Origin of the sequence: Streptosporangium sp. NPDC023825, assembly GCF_040639575.1 — a bacterium.
Classification (GTDB): domain Bacteria; phylum Actinomycetota; class Actinomycetes; order Streptosporangiales; family Streptosporangiaceae; genus Streptosporangium.
Genome location: NZ_JBFAAE010000038.1, coordinates 47,827 through 63,960 on the forward strand (window position 1 = coordinate 47,827; position 16,134 = coordinate 63,960).

12 protein-coding genes are annotated in these 16,134 nt (G+C 72.3%); 8 read left to right on the forward strand and 4 right to left on the reverse strand.

Annotated elements, in window-relative coordinates; all coding sequences use genetic code 11:
* Position 1 precedes the first annotated feature (1 nt).
* From AB0G15_RS28085 to AB0G15_RS28095, 3 genes are read right to left on the reverse strand one after another with little or no spacing between them, the layout of a single operon-like run.
* A complete protein-coding gene (locus AB0G15_RS28085) occupies positions 2-4,345 on the reverse strand; it encodes a hypothetical protein (RefSeq protein ID WP_362845497.1) in 4,344 nt (1,447 codons plus the stop codon).
* A 9-nt stretch (positions 4,346-4,354) separates the two neighbouring features.
* Complete coding sequence (locus tag AB0G15_RS28090; protein ID WP_362845499.1) at positions 4,355-4,666, reverse strand: hypothetical protein; 312 nt, start codon at positions 4,664-4,666, stop codon at positions 4,355-4,357.
* Positions 4,663-5,046 (reverse strand): YbaB/EbfC family nucleoid-associated protein, encoded by a 384-nt coding sequence (locus tag AB0G15_RS28095; RefSeq protein ID WP_362845501.1) that lies wholly within the window; start codon positions 5,044-5,046, stop codon positions 4,663-4,665. The genes AB0G15_RS28090 and AB0G15_RS28095 overlap by 4 nt, the downstream gene beginning before the upstream one ends.
* A gap of 403 nt (positions 5,047-5,449) precedes the next feature.
* Here AB0G15_RS28095 and AB0G15_RS28100 point away from each other — a divergent pair, with 403 nt between their 5' ends.
* The 8 genes from AB0G15_RS28100 (at position 5,450) to AB0G15_RS28135 (ending at position 14,927) form a co-directional block, all read left to right on the forward strand.
* The gene (locus tag AB0G15_RS28100) at positions 5,450-6,673 is read left to right on the forward strand and encodes a styrene monooxygenase/indole monooxygenase family protein (protein WP_362845503.1); all 1,224 of its coding nucleotides are present in this window, start codon (positions 5,450-5,452) and stop codon (positions 6,671-6,673) included.
* Between the two features lie 9 nt (positions 6,674-6,682).
* On the forward strand, positions 6,683-7,183 hold the full coding sequence (locus AB0G15_RS28105) for a flavin reductase family protein (RefSeq protein WP_362691042.1): 501 nt from the start codon (positions 6,683-6,685) through the stop codon (positions 7,181-7,183).
* Between the two features lie 81 nt (positions 7,184-7,264).
* Positions 7,265-10,456: a formate dehydrogenase gene (fdh, locus tag AB0G15_RS28110; RefSeq protein ID WP_362845545.1), complete on the forward strand. Its 3,192-nt coding sequence runs from the start codon at positions 7,265-7,267 to the stop codon at positions 10,454-10,456.
* A complete protein-coding gene (locus tag AB0G15_RS28115; RefSeq protein WP_362845505.1) occupies positions 10,449-11,240 on the forward strand; it encodes a 4Fe-4S dicluster domain-containing protein in 792 nt (263 codons plus the stop codon). Before fdh ends, AB0G15_RS28115 begins: the two co-directional genes overlap by 8 nt.
* Before the next feature lie 118 nt (positions 11,241-11,358).
* Positions 11,359-12,453, forward strand: a complete 1,095-nt coding sequence (gene nrfD, locus AB0G15_RS28120; RefSeq protein WP_362845507.1) for an NrfD/PsrC family molybdoenzyme membrane anchor subunit — start codon at positions 11,359-11,361, stop codon at positions 12,451-12,453.
* A 102-nt stretch (positions 12,454-12,555) separates the two neighbouring features.
* The gene (locus AB0G15_RS28125) at positions 12,556-12,870 is read left to right on the forward strand and encodes a YciI family protein (RefSeq protein WP_362845547.1); all 315 of its coding nucleotides are present in this window, start codon (positions 12,556-12,558) and stop codon (positions 12,868-12,870) included.
* The gene (locus tag AB0G15_RS28130; RefSeq protein WP_362845509.1) at positions 12,867-14,135 is read left to right on the forward strand and encodes an RNA polymerase sigma factor; all 1,269 of its coding nucleotides are present in this window, start codon (positions 12,867-12,869) and stop codon (positions 14,133-14,135) included. The genes AB0G15_RS28125 and AB0G15_RS28130 overlap by 4 nt, the downstream gene beginning before the upstream one ends.
* A gap of 156 nt (positions 14,136-14,291) precedes the next feature.
* Positions 14,292-14,927: a maleylpyruvate isomerase family mycothiol-dependent enzyme gene (locus AB0G15_RS28135; protein ID WP_362845511.1), complete on the forward strand. Its 636-nt coding sequence runs from the start codon at positions 14,292-14,294 to the stop codon at positions 14,925-14,927.
* A 132-nt stretch (positions 14,928-15,059) separates the two neighbouring features.
* On the opposite strand, the gene selD is transcribed toward AB0G15_RS28135, so the two are convergent.
* Positions 15,060-16,106 carry a selenide, water dikinase SelD gene (gene selD / locus AB0G15_RS28140; RefSeq protein ID WP_362845513.1) on the reverse strand — a complete coding sequence of 349 codons (1,047 nt, stop codon included), beginning with the start codon at positions 16,104-16,106 and terminating at the stop codon, positions 15,060-15,062.
* Between the last annotated feature and the right edge of the window lie 28 nt (positions 16,107-16,134).

Genomic DNA, 16,134 nt, shown 5'->3' on the forward strand with positions numbered 1-16,134 from the left:
GTCAGCCTTCCTCCATCACGATGATCTCGTACGAGCGTGGCACCTCTGGGATGACGCCGCGCTCGACCATGTCCGCCGCGAGCCGGTCCACCTCGTCGCGCAGGCTCGCGACCAGCTCCGGGTCGTTCCTCCGGCGCACGCGCGAATGCGGCGGGAAGACGGCCTCCTGGTCCTCGGTGAAGGAGGAGAAGATCGAGATGTCCTTGGCCTGCTGCCCGGTGAGCTGGTAGGCCACGAGGATCTTGCGCTCGCCGGCCGGGTTCTCGACCATGAACCTGATCGCCACCTCCAGCAGCTTGCTCACGCTGAGGAACTCGCGAGCCGTTCCGTACGGATGCAACCTGGAGCCGTAGATCGGCGAGTGCACCGGCGTCATCCAGTCCCCACGGTATGCCTGCACGGGCCTCTCGGGCGAGCCGACCCCCGGAAGCTGCGCCATCGCGTCGTGCACCATGTCGGCGTGCCAGCGCATCTCATCCCAAAGGCGCGGCATGACCTGGCCGAGGTGCTCCTTGAGCGCCTTCCACGACTCGTTCCCGTCCCGCCGGGCCTGCCTGAGGTCCTTCCCGGCCTGCCTGGCGTCGTCCTTGCGGCCCTCGTCCCGCGCTTCGGCGAAGCGCTGTTTGGCCTCTTCGGTACGGCGGGCCGCGTCGACGTAGGAGTCGGCCAACGCGCTCAGCGGCGATCTGGAGTCCAGGTGACCGTCACCCATGTGCAGCAGCGGCCGCAGGGCCATCGGCAGCGGCAGGGCCTTGGTGTTCGCGGCGAGATTGTCCAGGTAGTTGCCGACGAGCTGGTGGACCTTGTCCACCATACGGTTCTGGACCATCGACTCCGACACCCCGCCGGTCCAGAGCTGGGTGCGCGTCACGTTGTTGATCAGGTAGTGGCTGTGCCTGGTGTAGACGGTCAGCGCCATCACGTGTGCGGGTGACAGCCGCTCGCCCAGCGCCCGCACCTGGGCCGGGTCGCTCGGGTCGATGCCCGAGCGGTCCAGCCAGCCGGCGAGATCCGGATCGGTGACCCGGCCGGTTTCGAACTGCGGCCAGAAACGGTCGACGGTCCCGCCCACCTTGGGATGCTGCGTCTCGGAGAAACCTGCCGGGTCCCTGGCATTCGCGGCATATCTGGACTCGTGCGGGAACATGCCGTCGGGCAGGATCTCTCGCCGCAGCGTGGCGAGGTCTATGCCGGGCAGGCTCCGGTAGAAGTCCACCACGTTGGGCCGGGAGCCGGGCTCCAGCCTCATCCCGCCCACGTCTGCGATCTGCGCGCCTCTGGCGATCTCGAACAGGGAATGGTCCCGGCCCGGCAGCATCCATCCCATGAGTGCGCCCAGGAAGTGCTCGGTCGTGCTGGGGCCGAGGTTGAGGAACTTGACGGCGGTGAGCATCTTGGCGGTGGTTCCGGAGACCCCGTCGATCACGGGGAAGCCTTCGGCGGTGATCTTCCTGGCCCACCGGCTTCCTGTTGTGTCGTGCATGGTCACGCCCTCCCGCCAGGGCAGCGGCGTGTCCGGGGCGAGCCGCCCGTGGACGTTCTCCTCCACGAACGCCCGCTCGAACCTGCCCAACGGCGCTCCCAGCCGGTCGTAGTGACGGGGGGTCGTGTTGAGGCCGAGCTCCTGGATATGTTCTTCCGTACGTTCATGCCGACTGAACTGGCTCTGGATGATCTCGGCCACATCCCTGGCCCCGCGCTCGGAGAGCATGCCGACGTTTCCCGTGCCGAACGGATCGCGGTTGAAGGTGTACATGTTCGGCATGAACCTGGCCTCCAGCCGCCCGAGCAGCGGGCGGTGCAGCCGCTCGTCGAGCTGGTGCTGCGCCCGCCGCACCTCGCCGATGTCGAGACCGACCTCGCGTGCCCGGCCCCAGCCCCCGTTGTCCATGATGTCGAGCAGGGCGTTGCCGAAGATGAGCGGATTGGCGCGGTTGTAGTAGGCGCCGTTGTAGAAGGCCGTCACCAACTCGCGCAGGTTCCCGTGTGCGAGCAGGTCGTCCACGGTCACGCCGGAGCGGGTGCCCACCTGACCGGCGCTGGCCGCGTCATCCTTGAAGAAGACGCTCTCGACACGGCGGACGAAGGCCTCACGGCTCTCGCCGGGCTGTCTTGAGGTGAGGCCCAGGAGGACGTCCCGCAGTTTGCCCAGTGCGGCGCGGGCGGCGTCCACGGTCTTCGAGTCGTTGAAGTAGTACGCGCCCAGGCTCTGCTCGAACCTCGTGGCCTCAGCCGTCCAGCGGGGGTCGTTGTAGAAGCGCTGGAAGTCGAACGGGACCCGCGACGACGTACTGTTCCCCGAACCGGGCCCGCCTTGGGGCGGCCTGGCCGAGAGCTCGCCCGGGCGGGGCGGCGGCGGTGTGCCATCGGTCGCCTGTCCGGCTCCGCCCGGCGTCTGGGGCGACGGGCCGGTGTCGCCGGAGTCGGGGACGTGGTGGTTGAGCAGCCGCTCGATCCTGCTCATGGGAGGCGTCTCCCCGGACGCCCCCTGCCGCGCCGGTACGCCCGGCTCGGCTCCGCCGCCACGTCCCGCCGTGTCGGCGGGCGAGCTCCCGGGCCCACGCTCACCCGTCGGCTGCGCCAAGCCACTCCCTGTCCGCTCCGGCGCCTGATGTGGTGTGCCTCCGACCGGACGCTCCGGCGTCTGATGCGGAGGCGCCCCACCTCCTGTCCGTTCCGGTACCTGATGTGGTGTGCCTCCGACCGGACGCTCCGGTACCTGATGCGGTGTGCCGCCCTGTGTCGTGCGGTTGGGCGCGCTGCCGGACGCCCGCTCGCCCGGTTGGCGGGGTGCGCCATCGGCCCCGTGGTCCGGCGTGCCGCGGACCACGGGATGCGTGCCTTGCTCGGGCGTCCGAGGGCGCGGTGCCGCCTCCGCAGGGTGCACGGACATCGGGTGCTGCTGCACCGCGGCCTGCTTCTGGGCTTCTCCCGCCGGCCCCTGCGCCTGCCGATCCGGTACGTCGTGCGAGGCGAGGTCCCGGCGGGCGGGCTCAGGTCCGGTGGTGGGTCCGGCCGCGGACGCGGTATCGGTCGCCTGACTCAGCGTGGTGCCGCGATCCGGATCGGTTCCGGGCTCCACGCGCGCTCCGACCTGCTGATGGGGCACCGGATCCGCGTTGCTCCGGGTGACTGGATCCGCGTTGCTCTGGATGACCGGGTCCGCACTGTTCCGGGTGACTGGATTCGCGTTGCTCTGGGTGACCGGGTCCGCACTGTTCCGGGTGACTGGATCCGTGTTGCTCTGGGTGACCGGGTCCGCACTGTTCCGGGTGACTGGATCCGTGTTGCTCTGGGTGACCGGGTCCGTGTTGCTCTGGGTGACCGGATCCGAGGTCAGACGCGGATCGGTGTCCAGGAGTGAGACGGGGTCCGGGCCGGGGTGGGGACCGTTGTGCGGGTCGGGGAACGGGTCGCCGTTGGGAAACGACGTGTCGCCGCCGCGGGTCGGCAGGGTGGGGGTCAGGTGCTGACCGTCCGCGCCGAGCGCGCTGGAGGTGATGCCCTTGGCCAGAAGGTCCCAGCTGAAGTTGCCCTGCGCCAGCATGGTCCCGGCCGTGGTGATGCCACCGGTCACCGCGTACTGGGCGGCCTGCCCGTAGACAGAGGAGCTGGCGGCCGCCAGCAGCCGCTCGGCCGTGGCCATCTCCGCCCTGGTCAGCCCCGCGCGCAGGGCGGGCGTGGCCAGCCGGGTGAGCCCGCCGCTCAGCAGCCCCATGAGCCCGCCCATCGCGCCGCCGCTGAGCGCGGACACCCCAAGCTGCCGTACGTCGAACTCGTCCCTGCGTCCTTGCGCCATCTGCGTGAGCTGGATGCCGGCGTCCATACCGGCCACGATTCCGGCGAACAGCGCAATGTTGAGCAGCGTCCGCTTGGCGATCTGCGCGACTGCCAGGCGGGCGAGCTGCACGCGGGGCGGGATGAGGGCCAGGCTCGCCCCGCCACTGGCGTAAGCGGCCGCTATCAGGTAAGCAATCTGCACGATCAGTAGCCAGACGGTGACCTCGATCATGTACTTGGCGTACTGGATCTGCACGCCCACGCCGTTGAGCGCGACGGCAGTGTTGATCAGCCGGTTGACCAGATCGGCGACCTGCTGACCGGCCATCTTGTTGACGCGCTCGGCGAAGGCGAGGTGGGCGGCGCCGTCCCACTCAGAGCCGATCTTGTCCGCGGTCCACGGCTGGTCGGCGGCAGTGCCCTCGACGATACGGTGCGCGGCGGTCACGCACGCGTCGGCGAGCCGGAAACAGCCGGTCTCGTCGCCCTCCGGCCAGTCCATGCCGACGACCCAGCCGACGTACGGCTTGGCCCAGTCGGGCACCAGTAACCCGTCGAACCCCATGGACGACGATCAGGAGCCGGAGGCCCAGGGCTGATCAGCCCGCTCGTAGTTGCCGGCGGCGGTGTGCAGGCCGGAGATCGTGCCTTCCAAGTTGGCGATGTAGGCCTGCAGGTCCGAGAAAATGCGTTCCTCTATCCCCGGCAGCTTCTTGGCCAACTCGGCTCCATACTCGTCGTTGCCCAGTGTGTTCCTGTCGCGGTCGAAGGCCGCCTGCAGGTCGTCGCGCACCTGCGTCATGTCGACGCGCTGCTCGTCATAGACGTGGGCTTGCCGGCGCAGCACATCACGGCGGACGTGGTAGCCGCCGGAGGATCCGCTCATGCGTCTGGATCCACGAAGGGAGGCAGGAACGCGTCGAGCGTGACGTTCTCGCCGAAGACCTGGTCGTAGCGAAGCTCGTCGGGCATGAGCGGCTCCAGCAGGCGCCGGCGTTGCTCCGAGACGGCCGCCGTGGCACGGTTGATCTGCTCCATGATGGCGTCGGCCAGCTCGGTGGCGGAGAGCTTGCGGTAAACGCGCGCGTTCAGCTCGATGTTTCGGACCTGGCCCTGAGGCCCCACGGTCACGCTGATCAGCCCGTCGGAGGAGCCCATCGTGGACTCGATCGAGTTGAGCGCTTCATACGCCTCGCGCACGCGCTCGACCTGCTGGTTGACCTGGCCGGCCAGTTCTTCGACGGTCGTTTGGAGCGCATCCGTCATTCGACTGCTTTCTGCCTCATGAAGGAAAGATTAACATCACATTATTCAGGATTGGGGTCTAAGTAGTAATAGCGGACAATCCAACAGGGGTCGCTGGCAAGCGTCGACGTGAGGCACCCGCGCAAGGTCGGCGGCGTCCTCAGGCCGGCCCGCCGTATCCACCGGCCGGCACACCGCTCCGGCATCCACCGCACTCGCTCCACCTCGGCGTCGGCGCCCGCGCCGGAGAGGGGGTCCGGGGAGATCCGCGCCAGATGGATGGAACCCGCGCTGAGCGGATGGCACGGGCGGCGGCGGCCGTCGTACCTTTTCACCAGGCGCCGCTCGACCGTTTCCCCGCTTCCCCGAAGCCTCCTCAAGGCTTCCCGAAGCTTTCCGACCCTCTTCGAAAGGACACGTCACCATGCGCAGAATCCTCGTCGTCGGCGCCGGTCAGGCGGGCCTGCACCTCGCCCTCGGCCTGCTGCGGAACGGCTACGACGTCACCGTCGTCTCCAACCGGACCCCGGAGGACATCCGTGGCGGCCGGGTCATGTCCAGCCAGGCCATGTTCGGCACCGCACTCGGCCACGAGCGTGACCTCGGCCTGGACCTGTGGGCGGACGGCTGCCCGCCGATCGACGGGATCCAGTTCGCGGTGGCCGGGCCCGACGGCGACCCGGCGATCCGCTGGGCCGCCCGGCTCGACGCCCCCGCCCGCTCGGTCGACCAGCGGTTGAAGATGCCCGCCTGGATGGCCGAGGTGGAGCGGCTCGGCGGGAAGATCGTCATCCACGACGCCACCGTGGAGGACCTGGAGGACTACGCCGCCCAGTACGACCTGGTCCTGGTCGCGGCGGGCAAGGGGCCGATCGCCTCGCTCTTCGAGCGGGACGCGCCGCGCTCGCCGTACCGCGCCCCGCAGCGGGCCCTCGCCCTCACCTACGTCAACGGCCTCGCGCCGCGGCCCGACTACTCCGCGGTGTGCTTCAACGTGATTCCCGGGGTCGGCGAGTACTTCGTGTTCCCCGCGCTCACCGTCACCGGCCCCTGCGAGATCATGGTGTTCGAGGGCGTCCCCGGCGGGCCGATGGACTGCTGGGCGGATGCCCGCACCCCCGCCGAGCACCTGGCCATGAGCAGGCGGATCCTGGAGACCTTCCTGCCGTGGGAGGCCGAGCGCGCCGCGGGCGTCGAGCTCACCGACGAGGGCGGCGTCCTGTCCGGCCGCTTCACCCCGGTCGTGCGCAGGCCGGTGGCGACGCTCCCGTCGGGCGCCCAGGTCCTGGGCGTGGCGGACGTGGTCGTGCTCAACGACCCCATCACCGGGCAGGGCTCCAACAACGCCGCCAAGTGCGCGGCCTCCTACCTGTCCGACATCCTCGAGCGCGGCGAGCGGCCGTACGACGCGGCGTGGATGGAGCGGGTCTTCGAGCGCTACTGGCTGGACGCCCGGCACGTCACCACCTGGACGAACGCGCTCCTCGCGCCCCCGCCGCCGCACGTGCTGGAGATCCTCGGCGCCGCGGGCGGGCTGCCCGAGGTGGCCTCCCGCTTCGTCAACGGCTTCGACGACCCGTCCGACTACGCCGGCTGGTTCCTGGACCCGGCCGGCGCGGCCGAGTACCTGGCCCGGGCCGGGAAGTGAGGGGCCGTCATGAGATCCCTGCGCGACGCCCTCGGGCAGTTCGCCACCGGGGTGGCGGTGGTCACCGCCGCCACCCCGCGGGGTGACCGGCTGGGCGTGACCGTCAACTCCTTCACCTCCGTCTCGCTCGACCCGCCGCTGGTCCTGTGGTGCCTGTCCCGGCGGGCCCCCAGCGCGCCGGCCTTCGCCGAGGCCGGGCGGTTCGCGGTCAACGTCCTGGCCGCCGGCCAGGAGCACCTGTCGCGGCGGTTCGCCACGCCGCTGCCCGACAAGTTCGCCGGGGTGGAGACCCGTCTCGCCCCGGGCGGGGTGCCGGTGCTCGCCGGGACCGTCGCCCACTTCGCCTGCCGCGCGGTGGCCACGTACGACGGGGGCGACCATCTGATCTTCGTCGGGGAGGTCGAGCACTTCCGGCGGGAGGAGGGCGAGCCGCTGGTCTTCCACTCGGGGAACTACCGGGCCTTCTCCGCGCCGGACCGCGAGATGGCGCTCTGCGAACCCGCCAGGTGATTAGAGCAGGTGGGAAGGGGTAGGGCCCCGAAGGTGACACGGGGGAGAGGGATCTCCCGCTGGCCGGTGATCCGGCAGCTCATGGGAGAGGACGCCAGGGGCGACGCCGCGCGCTCGGCGCGCACCGGCGCGCTGCGGCCCCGCACCGAGGAGGCCGACGGCGTCGCGCGGTCGATCTGCCCGTACTGCGCGGTCGGCTGCGGCCAGCTGGTCTACGTCAAGGACGGCCGGGTCACCCAGATCGAGGGCGACCCGGACTCGCCCATCTCGCGCGGGCGCCTGTGCCCCAAGGGATCGGCGAGCAAGCAGCTGGTCACCCATCCCGGCCGGCAGACGCGCGTCCTCTACCGGCGGCCGCACGGCACCGACTGGGAGCCGCTCGACCTCGAGACGGCGATGGACATGATCGCCGACCGGGTGGTGCGGACCCGCCGGGAGACCTGGCAGCAGGAGTTCGAGGGCAGGACGGTCCGGCGCACCATGGGCATCGCGAGCCTGGGCGGGGCGACGCTGGACAACGAAGAGAACTACCTGATGAAGAAGCTCTACACCGCCCTCGGCGCGATCCAGGTGGAGAACCAGGCCCGTATTTGACACTCCTCCACCGTCCCCGGTCTGGGGGCCAGCTTCGGGCGTGGCGGTGCCACGGACTTCCAGCAGGATCTGGCCGAGTCCGACTGCATCGTCATCCAGGGCTCCAACATGGCCGAATGCCACCCGGTGGGGTTCCAGTGGGTGGTCGAGGCGAAGGCGCGCGGGGCGAAGGTGTTCCACATCGACCCGCGCTTCACCCGCACCAGCGCGATCGCCGACCGCCACCTGCCGATCCGCGCGGGAAGCGACATCGTGCTGCTCGGCGCGCTGATCAACCACGTGCTCGCCAACGAGCTGGACTTCCGCGAGTACGTGCTGGCCTACACCAACGCCTCGGCGATCATCTCCGAGGACTTCGGGGACACCGAGGACCTGGACGGGCTGTTCTCCGGCTTCGACCCCGAGACGCGCGCGTACGACCCGTCGAGCTGGGCGTACGAGGGCGGCGAGGGCGGCGAGGGCGGCGAGGGCGGCGAGGGCAGGGTGGAGGAGGCCGGCGCCGGCGGCGAGCACGGCGAGCACCTGGAGGGCGGAGCGCGGCACGCCGAGGTGGCGGGCGCCGAGCAGTACGGCTCCGGCGGCGCCGCCGCGCCGTCGAGGCCGCCCACGGACCCGACGCTGCGCCACCCGCGCTGCGTCTACCAGATCCTGCGGCGGCACTTCGCCCGCTACACCCCCGAGACGGTGGCGGAGCTGTGCGGCATCTCCCGGGAGAGCTTCGCCGAGCTGGCCGAGGCGATCACCGCGAACTCGGGCAGGGAGCGCACCACCGCCTGGGCGTACGCGGTCGGCTGGACCCAGCACACCGTGGGCGCCCAGTACATCCGCACGGCCTCGATCCTGCAGCTGCTGCTGGGCAACATCGGCCGCCCCGGCGGCGGCATCATGGCGCTGCGCGGCCACGCCAGCATCCAGGGCTCCACCGACATCCCCACCCTGTTCAACCTGCTGCCGGGATACCTGCCGATGCCGCACGCCCACCGGCACGAGGGACTCGACGACTACCTGGCCAAGGCCGGGGCCGACACCGGCTTCTGGGGCAGGAAGCGCTGCTACATGGTGAGCCTGCTCAAGGCGTGGTGGGGCGACGCCGCCACCGAGGAGAACGACTTCCGCTTCGAGCACCTGCCGCGCCTGACCGGCGACCACGGCCACTTCACCACGGTGATGGGACAGATCGACGGCACCGTGAAGGGCTACTTCGTGGTGGGGGAGAACCCGGCGGTCGGCTCCTCGGGCGGCCGGGCCCAGCGCCTGGGCCTGGCCAACCTCGACTGGCTGGTGGTGCGGGACCTGACCCTGGTGGAGACGGCCACGTTCTGGAAGGACGGCCCCGAACTGGAGACCGGGGAGACGCGCACCGAGGACATCGCCACCGAGGTGTTCTTCCTGCCCGCCGCGAGCCACGTGGAGAAGGAGGGCACCTTCACCAACACCCAGCGGCTGCTGCAGTGGCGGGAGAAGGCGCTGGAGCCGCCGGGCGACTGCCGCAGCGACCTGTCGTTCTACTACCACCTGGGCAAGCGGATCAGGCGGCGGATGACCGACGACGAGATCGACCGGCCGGTCCGCGAGCTGACCTGGGACTATCCCGAGGAGGGCGAGCACGCGGAACCGTCGGCGCGGGCCGTGCTGCGCGAGATCAACGGCACCGGCCCCGACGGGCGGGCCCTGTCGGCCTACACCGAGCTCAGGCCTGACGGCTCCACCCGGTGCGGCTGCTGGATCTACTGCGGGGTGTACGCCGACGAGGTCAACCAGGCGGCCCGGCGCAGGCCGGGGAGCGAGCAGAGCAGGGTCGCGCCCGAATGGGGCTGGGCCTGGCCCGCGAACCGGCGCCTCCTGTACAACCGGGCCTCCGCCGACCCCGAGGGCCGCCCGTGGAGCGAGCGCAAGGCCTACGTGTGGTGGGACCCCGACAAGGGGGTGAAGGGGGAGTGGACCGGTCTCGACGTGCCGGACTTCGAGAGGGACAAGCCGCCCGGCTACCTGCCGCCCGAGGGCGCCCTGGCCGAGGCCGCGCTGGCCGGGACCGACCCGTTCATCATGCAGCCCGACGGCAAGGGCTGGCTGTTCGCCCCGGCGGGCCTGGCGGACGGGCCGCTGCCCGCCCACTACGAGCCGCACGAGTCGCCGGTGCGCAACACGCTGTACGGGCAGCGGGCCAACCCGGCGCGCCGGACCTACCGGCGTCCTGAGAGTCCCTACAACCCGCCGGGCTCGCCGCGCTTCCCGTACGTGCTCACGACCTACCGGCTCACCGAGCATCACACCGCGGGGAGCATGAGCCGGCCGCTGGCCTACCTCGCCGAGCTGCAGCCGGCGCTGTTCTGCGAGGTGTCGACGGCGCTCGCCGCCGAGTTGGGGCTCGTCAACGGGGGCTGGGCGACGATCGTGACGTCCCGTTCCGCGATCGAGGCCCGTGTCCTGGTGACCGGGCGCGTCCGCCCGCTGCGCCTGCAGGGCAGGACGATCCACCAGATCGGCCTCCCCTACCACTGGGGCTGGGGCAGCGGCGGCCTGGTGACCGGCGACGCCGTCAACGACCTGATGCCCCTCGTGCTCGACCCGAACGTCTACATCCAGGAGAGCAAGGCCATGACCTGCGACCTGCGGCCCGGCAGGCGCCCCACGGGCAGGGCGCTGCTCGACCTGATCGAGGAGTACCGCGATGGCTGAGCGGATGGGGTTCTTCACCGACACGAGCATCTGCATCGGGTGCAAGGCCTGCGAGGTCGCCTGCAAGGAGTGGAACGACGTCCCCGACGACGGGTTCGTCTTCCGCGCCACCTCCTACGACAACACGGGCGGCCTCGGGGCCGACACCTGGCGTCACGTGGCCTTCATCGAGCAGCCGGGCGGCGGGGACGGCGGAGACGGGGGCGAGGGCGTCGAGGGGTGGCTGATGTCGTCGGACGTGTGCAAGCACTGCACGCACGCCGCCTGCCTGGACGTCTGCCCGACCGGGGCGCTGTTCCGCACCGAGTTCGGCACGGTGGTGGTGCAGGCCGACGTCTGCAACGGCTGCGGCTACTGCGTGCCCGCCTGCCCGTACGGCGTGATCGACCGCAGGGAGCGCGACGGCCGGGCGTTCAAGTGCACGATGTGCTACGACCGCCAGCTCGGCGGGCTGGAACCGGCCTGCGCCAAGGCCTGCCCCACCGACTCCATCCAGTTCGGGCCGCTGGACGAGCTGCGGGCCCGCGCCGGGGAACGGGTGGAACGGCTGCACGGCGAGGGCAGGCCGCAGGCCCGCCTGTACGGGGCGAGCCCCGAGGACGGCGTGGGCGGGGACGGGGCCTTCTTCCTGCTGCTCGACGAGCCCGAGGTGTACGGCCTGCCGCCCGACCCGGTGGTCACCACCAGGGATCTGCCGGCCATGTGGCGCTGGGCGGCGGGGGCGGCGCTCTCCATGGCCGGAGTGGTGGCGGTGTCCTTCCTGGGCGCGGGAAAGGGCCGGTGATGCGCGGGTACGGGATCCCTCCCGGCCGGGGTCTTCTCGCCGGGGGCGGGGAGATACCGGTGACGCGTCCGTTCGACGGCCGCGCGGGGGGACGGGAACAGGGGCGGGGGTGGTCGCGGTGAGGCGCGGCGAGGAGGCGATGGTGCCCGAGGCCGAGTTCCGCTCCTACTACGGGCAGCCGATCATCAAGGTCCCGATCTGGCACGAACCCCACATGCCGCTCTACCTCTACCTGGGCGGGACGTCCGGTGCCGCGTCGGTGATCTCCGCCGTGGCGACGGTCACCGGGCATGACCGGCTCGCGCTCACCGCCAGGGTCACCGCGGCCGCCGGCGCCGCGGCCGGTGCCGGTTTCCTGGTCGCCGAGCTCGGCAGGCCGGAGCGGTTCCTCAACATGCTGCGCGTGTTCAAGCCCACCTCGCCGATGAGCGTCGGCTCCTGGCTCCTGGCCGCCCACAGCGGCCTGACGGCCCTCGCGGCCGCCTCCGCGCTCGCCGCCCGGCCCGGCCCGCGGATTCCCGCCGGGTCCTTCCTCCGGGCCCCTGCCCGGTCCGGCCTGTGGGTCCCCGCCCGGTCCTTCTCTCGGATCCCCGTCCGGCCCGGCCCGCGGACCCCCGTCCTTCCGGTGAGGGGTGCCCGCGCCCTGGCCGCCCTCGGTGACGCGGCGGCCCTGGCGGCGGTGGTGACCGGGCCGCTGATGTCGACGTACACCGCCGTGCTCGTCGCCGACACCGCGGTGCCCGCCTGGCACGAGGCCCACCGCGAGCTGCCGTTCCTGTTCGCCGGGAGCGCGCTGGCCGGGGCGGGCGCCGTGGGCATGCTGGCCACCCCGCGCCGCGAGGCGGGCCCGGCCCGCGTCACCGCGATACTGGGCGCCGCCGTCGAGACGGTCGCGGGCGCGGTGATGGAGCACCGGCTCGGCCTGGTCGGCGAGCCGTACCGGCTGGGCAGGTCAGGCCGCCTGATGCGGACGGCCCGCGCCCTGACGGTGGGCGGCGCCCTGCTCGCCACGGTCGCCGGGCGCGACAGCGCCCTCGGCGCCCTCACCGCGCTGTCCGGCCTCGCCCTCACCGCCGGTGCCGTCTGCACCCGCTTCGGCGTCCTGGCCGCGGGCAAGGCCTCGGCCGCCGACCCGAAGTACACGGTGGTGCCCCAGCGGGAACGCCTGGAGGCGGGCAGGGCCGCCCGGGTCCCGGCGGGCGAGAAATCCTGAGCGACGTCGTCCTTTCCCGGTGTTCCCGTTCGTCGGGTCGGTGAAGAGGCACCATGGGGGCGGCCCCGCGAGGGGCCCCGAGAAGGAGGACGCGTGAAGTACATGCTGTTGATCTGCGGTGACGAGTCCGCGGCGGCCCACGCCATGGACGGTTGCGGCGGATGGTCGGAGGAGATGGAACGCCGCGGGGTGCTGCGGGGCGGCGCCGGGCTGCGGCCACCGGCCGACGCCACGACCGTGCGGGTGCGCGACGACGAGGTCCTGCTCTCCGACGGCCCGTTCGCCGAGACCAGGGAGCAGATGGGCGGATTCTGCATGATCGAGTGCGCCGATCTCGACGAGGCCATCGAGATCGCCTCGAAGCATCCGGCCTCCGGCTACGGCTCGATCGAGATCCGGCCGCTCCTGCCGTCGTGACCGGGCGCGGACTGACGGGGGCCGGCGTGACGGCGGAGGTCGAGGCGGCGGTGGCCCAGGCGTTCCGGGACGAGTGGGGTCAGGTCGTGGCGACCCTGATCCGGGTCACCGGCGACTGGGACCTCGCCGAGGAGTGCGCGCAGGACGCCTTCGCGCTGGCCCTGCGGCGCTGGCCCGAGGACGGGATTCCGCGCAGGCCCGGCGCGTGGCTCACCACGGTCGCGCGCAACCGGGCCGTCGACAGGTTGCGCCGCGAGGCGGTCGGCGCCGCCAAACTGCGAGAGGTGGCCGCCATGTCGTACGAACCCGGACCGGCGTGGGAGGACGACGGCGTGCCGGACGACCGGCTGCGGCTGATCTTCACCTGCTGCCATCCGGCGCTGGCCCTGGAGGCCCGGGTCGCGCTCACCCTGCGCACCCTGGCCGGGCTGAGCACCGCGGAGATCGCCAGGGCGTTCCTGGTCGGTGAGCAGACGATGTCCAAGCGGCTGCTGCGGGCCAAGCAGAAGATCCGGCACGCCGGGATCCCGTACCGGGTGCCGCCCGCGCACCTGCTGCCGGAGCGTGTGCCCGCCGTGCTGGGGGTGCTGTACCTGCTGTTCAGCGAGGGGTACTCGGCCACGGCGGGCGCCGACCTGCTGCGGCGCGACCTCAGCGCCGAGGCGATCCGGCTGGCCCGCGTCCTGACGGGGCTGATGCCCGACGAACCCGAGGCGGTGGGGCTGCTGGCGCTGATGCTGCTGCACGACGCCCGCAGCGCCACCCGGCTCGACGCGGCCGGTGACCTGGTCACCCTCGAGGAGCAGGACCGCGCCCTGTGGGACACCGCCGCGATCGGCGAAGGGGAGGAACTGCTCGGCCGCGCCCTGCGGCGCGGCCGCCCGGGCCCGTACCAGGTACAGGCCGCCATCGCCGCCTGCCACGCCACCGCGATCGACGCGGCCGGCACCGACTGGGCCCAGATCGCCGCGCTGTACGGGCAGCTCGCGCGGTTCACGCCGTCCGCGGTGGTGGAGCTGAACCGGGCGGTGGCGGTGGGGATGGCCGCGGGACCGGCCGCGGGGCTGGAACTGGTGGAGGCGCTGCGGGAGTCGGGGGCGCTGGCCGGGTACCACCTGCTGCCGGCGACCCGGGCCGACCTGCTGCGCCGCCTGGGCCGTGCCGCCGAGGCCGCGGCCGCCTACCGCGAGGCGCTGGAGCTGGCCGCGACCGACACCGAACGCCGCTACCTCGGCCGCCGGCTCGCCGAGGTCGCCGATCCGTAGCGCCGGGGTGTCCGTCGGAGCCGGGCCCGTTCGTCGGTAGGGCGAGCACCTTCCCGGAACTCCCGGGAATCTGGAGAAGAGGACACCGATGGACATACCAATGGATGCGGCGACGTCGTGCGACGCGGCCGGGAGCACGCGACCGGGGGAGCGGCGATGACGGGGACCACGGAGGGCGAGGTCAGGAGGGCGATCGCCGCCGAACGCCGTGACCTGGCGGACGTGCTCGCCGGCCTGCCGGAGCGCAGGTGGGACGAGCCGACCCTGTGCGCCGGGTGGCGGGTACGGGAGGTCGTGGCCCACATGACGATGCCGTTCCACTACTCGACCGCACGCTTCGTGATCGAGATGCTCAGGTCCCGGGGCAACTTCGCCAGGATGGCCGACCGGTGCGCCCGGCGCGACGCGGCCGCCCTGTCGTCCGGCGAGCTCGCCGCGCTGCTCAGGGACAACGCGGATTTCGCGTGGAAGCCGCCGGGGGGCGGATTCGAGGGCGCGCTGACCCACGAGGTGATCCACGGCCTGGACTTCACCCTGCCCCTGGGCCTGGACCGGCACGTCCCCGAGGATCGGCTGCGCATCGTCCTGGGAGGTTTCGAGGCGGAGAAGAGCCTGAAGTTCTTCGGGGTCGACATCCGGGGGATCGAGCTGCGCGCCGACGACGTCGACTGGTCCATCGGGAAGGGGACGCCGATGTACGGGGCCGCGCAGGATCTCATCCTGGTCCTGTGCGGCCGGAAGCTGCCGGAGGGGCGGCTGCGCGGCGAGCCGAGTCACCGGTTCGTCGCGTAGGGGCAGATCGCCACCCGGTCCGCCCCGGGCCGGTCTGGTCTGGCCCGTGTCCGGTCTGCCTCGGGCCCGGTCCGGCCTGGACTGAGCCGGCCTGGACTGAGCCGGCCCGGGGCAGGTCCGGACCAGGGCCGGTCAGCGCAGCCGCAGGACCCGGCCCTCGCGGGGAACGAGCTCGCCGACGACCGGTGCGCCGGGGATCTCGCCCGCCACGAGCAGGCCGCCGGAGGTCTGGGCGTCGGCGAGCAGCAGCAGGTCCTCCTCGCCGAGGCGGCCCGGGTCCAGGTGCGGCGCCACCCACGCCAGGTTGCGGCGGGTGCCGCCGCTGACGTAGCCGTCCCGCACGGCCTCGCGGGCCCCGGCCAGGTAGGGCACGGCCGCCACGTCGACCACCGCCGTGACGCCGCTCGCCCTGGCCAGCTTGTACAGGTGGCCGAGCAGGCCGAATCCGGTCACGTCCGTGGCGCACCCGGCGCCCGCGGCCAGCGCGGCCCGGGAGGCGTCGCGGTTCAGCGTGGTCATCGCGGCCACCGCCTGCGGGAAGACCTCACCGGTCGCCTTGTGCCGGGTGTTGAGCACGCCGACGCCGAGGGGCTTGGTCAGGGAGATCGGCAGGCCCGCCCGGCCGCCGTCGATGCGCAGCAGCCGCTCGGGATCGGCGAGCCCGGTGACGGCCATCCCGTACTTCGGCTCGGGGTCGTCGACGCTGTGGCCGCCCGCGACGTGGCAGCCCGCCGCCCGCGCCACCTCCAGGCCGCCGCGCAGCACCTCCCCGGCCAGCTCCATCGGCAGCACGTCCCGGGGCCAGCCGAGCAGGTTGACCGCCACCAGCGGCTCGCCGCCCACCGCGTACACGTCCGACAGGGCGTTGGCCGCCGCGATCCGCCCCCAGTCGCAGGCGTCGTCCACCACGGGGGTGAAGAAGTCGGCGGTGGCCACGATCGCCCGGCCGCCCTCGACGCGGACCACGGCGGCGTCGTCGCCGTCGTCCAGCCCGACGATCAGCTCGCCGTTGAAGCGCGGGGGCGGCCCGTCCGCTTTCTCCAGCAGTCCCGCCACGACGGCCTCCAGCTCACCGGGCGGGATCTTGCAGGCGCAGCCGCCCCCGTGCGCGTACCGGGTCAGCCGCACCGCGCCCCGCTCCGGGAGAGGGACGTCCCGCTCCGCGGTGGTGTCCGCCATACCGTGTCTCCCCTGGTGGATCCGCACG

What these genes read in the sequence shown, in the direction of transcription:
- selD (WP_362845513.1), bottom strand. Translation starts at nt 16,106, where the DNA reads ATGGCGGACACCACCGCGGAGCGGGACGTCCCTCTCCCGGAGCGGGGC.
- AB0G15_RS28105 (WP_362691042.1), top strand. Translation starts at nt 6,683, where the DNA reads ATGAGATCCCTGCGCGACGCCCTCGGGCAGTTCGCCACCGGGGTGGCG.
- AB0G15_RS28090 (WP_362845499.1), bottom strand. Translation starts at nt 4,666, where the DNA reads ATGAGCGGATCCTCCGGCGGCTACCACGTCCGCCGTGATGTGCTGCGC.
- AB0G15_RS28095 (WP_362845501.1), bottom strand. Translation starts at nt 5,046, where the DNA reads ATGACGGATGCGCTCCAAACGACCGTCGAAGAACTGGCCGGCCAGGTC.
- AB0G15_RS28100 (WP_362845503.1), top strand. Translation starts at nt 5,450, where the DNA reads ATGCGCAGAATCCTCGTCGTCGGCGCCGGTCAGGCGGGCCTGCACCTC.
- AB0G15_RS28115 (WP_362845505.1), top strand. Translation starts at nt 10,449, where the DNA reads ATGGCTGAGCGGATGGGGTTCTTCACCGACACGAGCATCTGCATCGGG.
- AB0G15_RS28125 (WP_362845547.1), top strand. Translation starts at nt 12,556, where the DNA reads ATGCTGTTGATCTGCGGTGACGAGTCCGCGGCGGCCCACGCCATGGAC.
- AB0G15_RS28085 (WP_362845497.1), bottom strand. Translation starts at nt 4,345, where the DNA reads ATGGGGTTCGACGGGTTACTGGTGCCCGACTGGGCCAAGCCGTACGTC.
- AB0G15_RS28135 (WP_362845511.1), top strand. Translation starts at nt 14,292, where the DNA reads ATGACGGGGACCACGGAGGGCGAGGTCAGGAGGGCGATCGCCGCCGAA.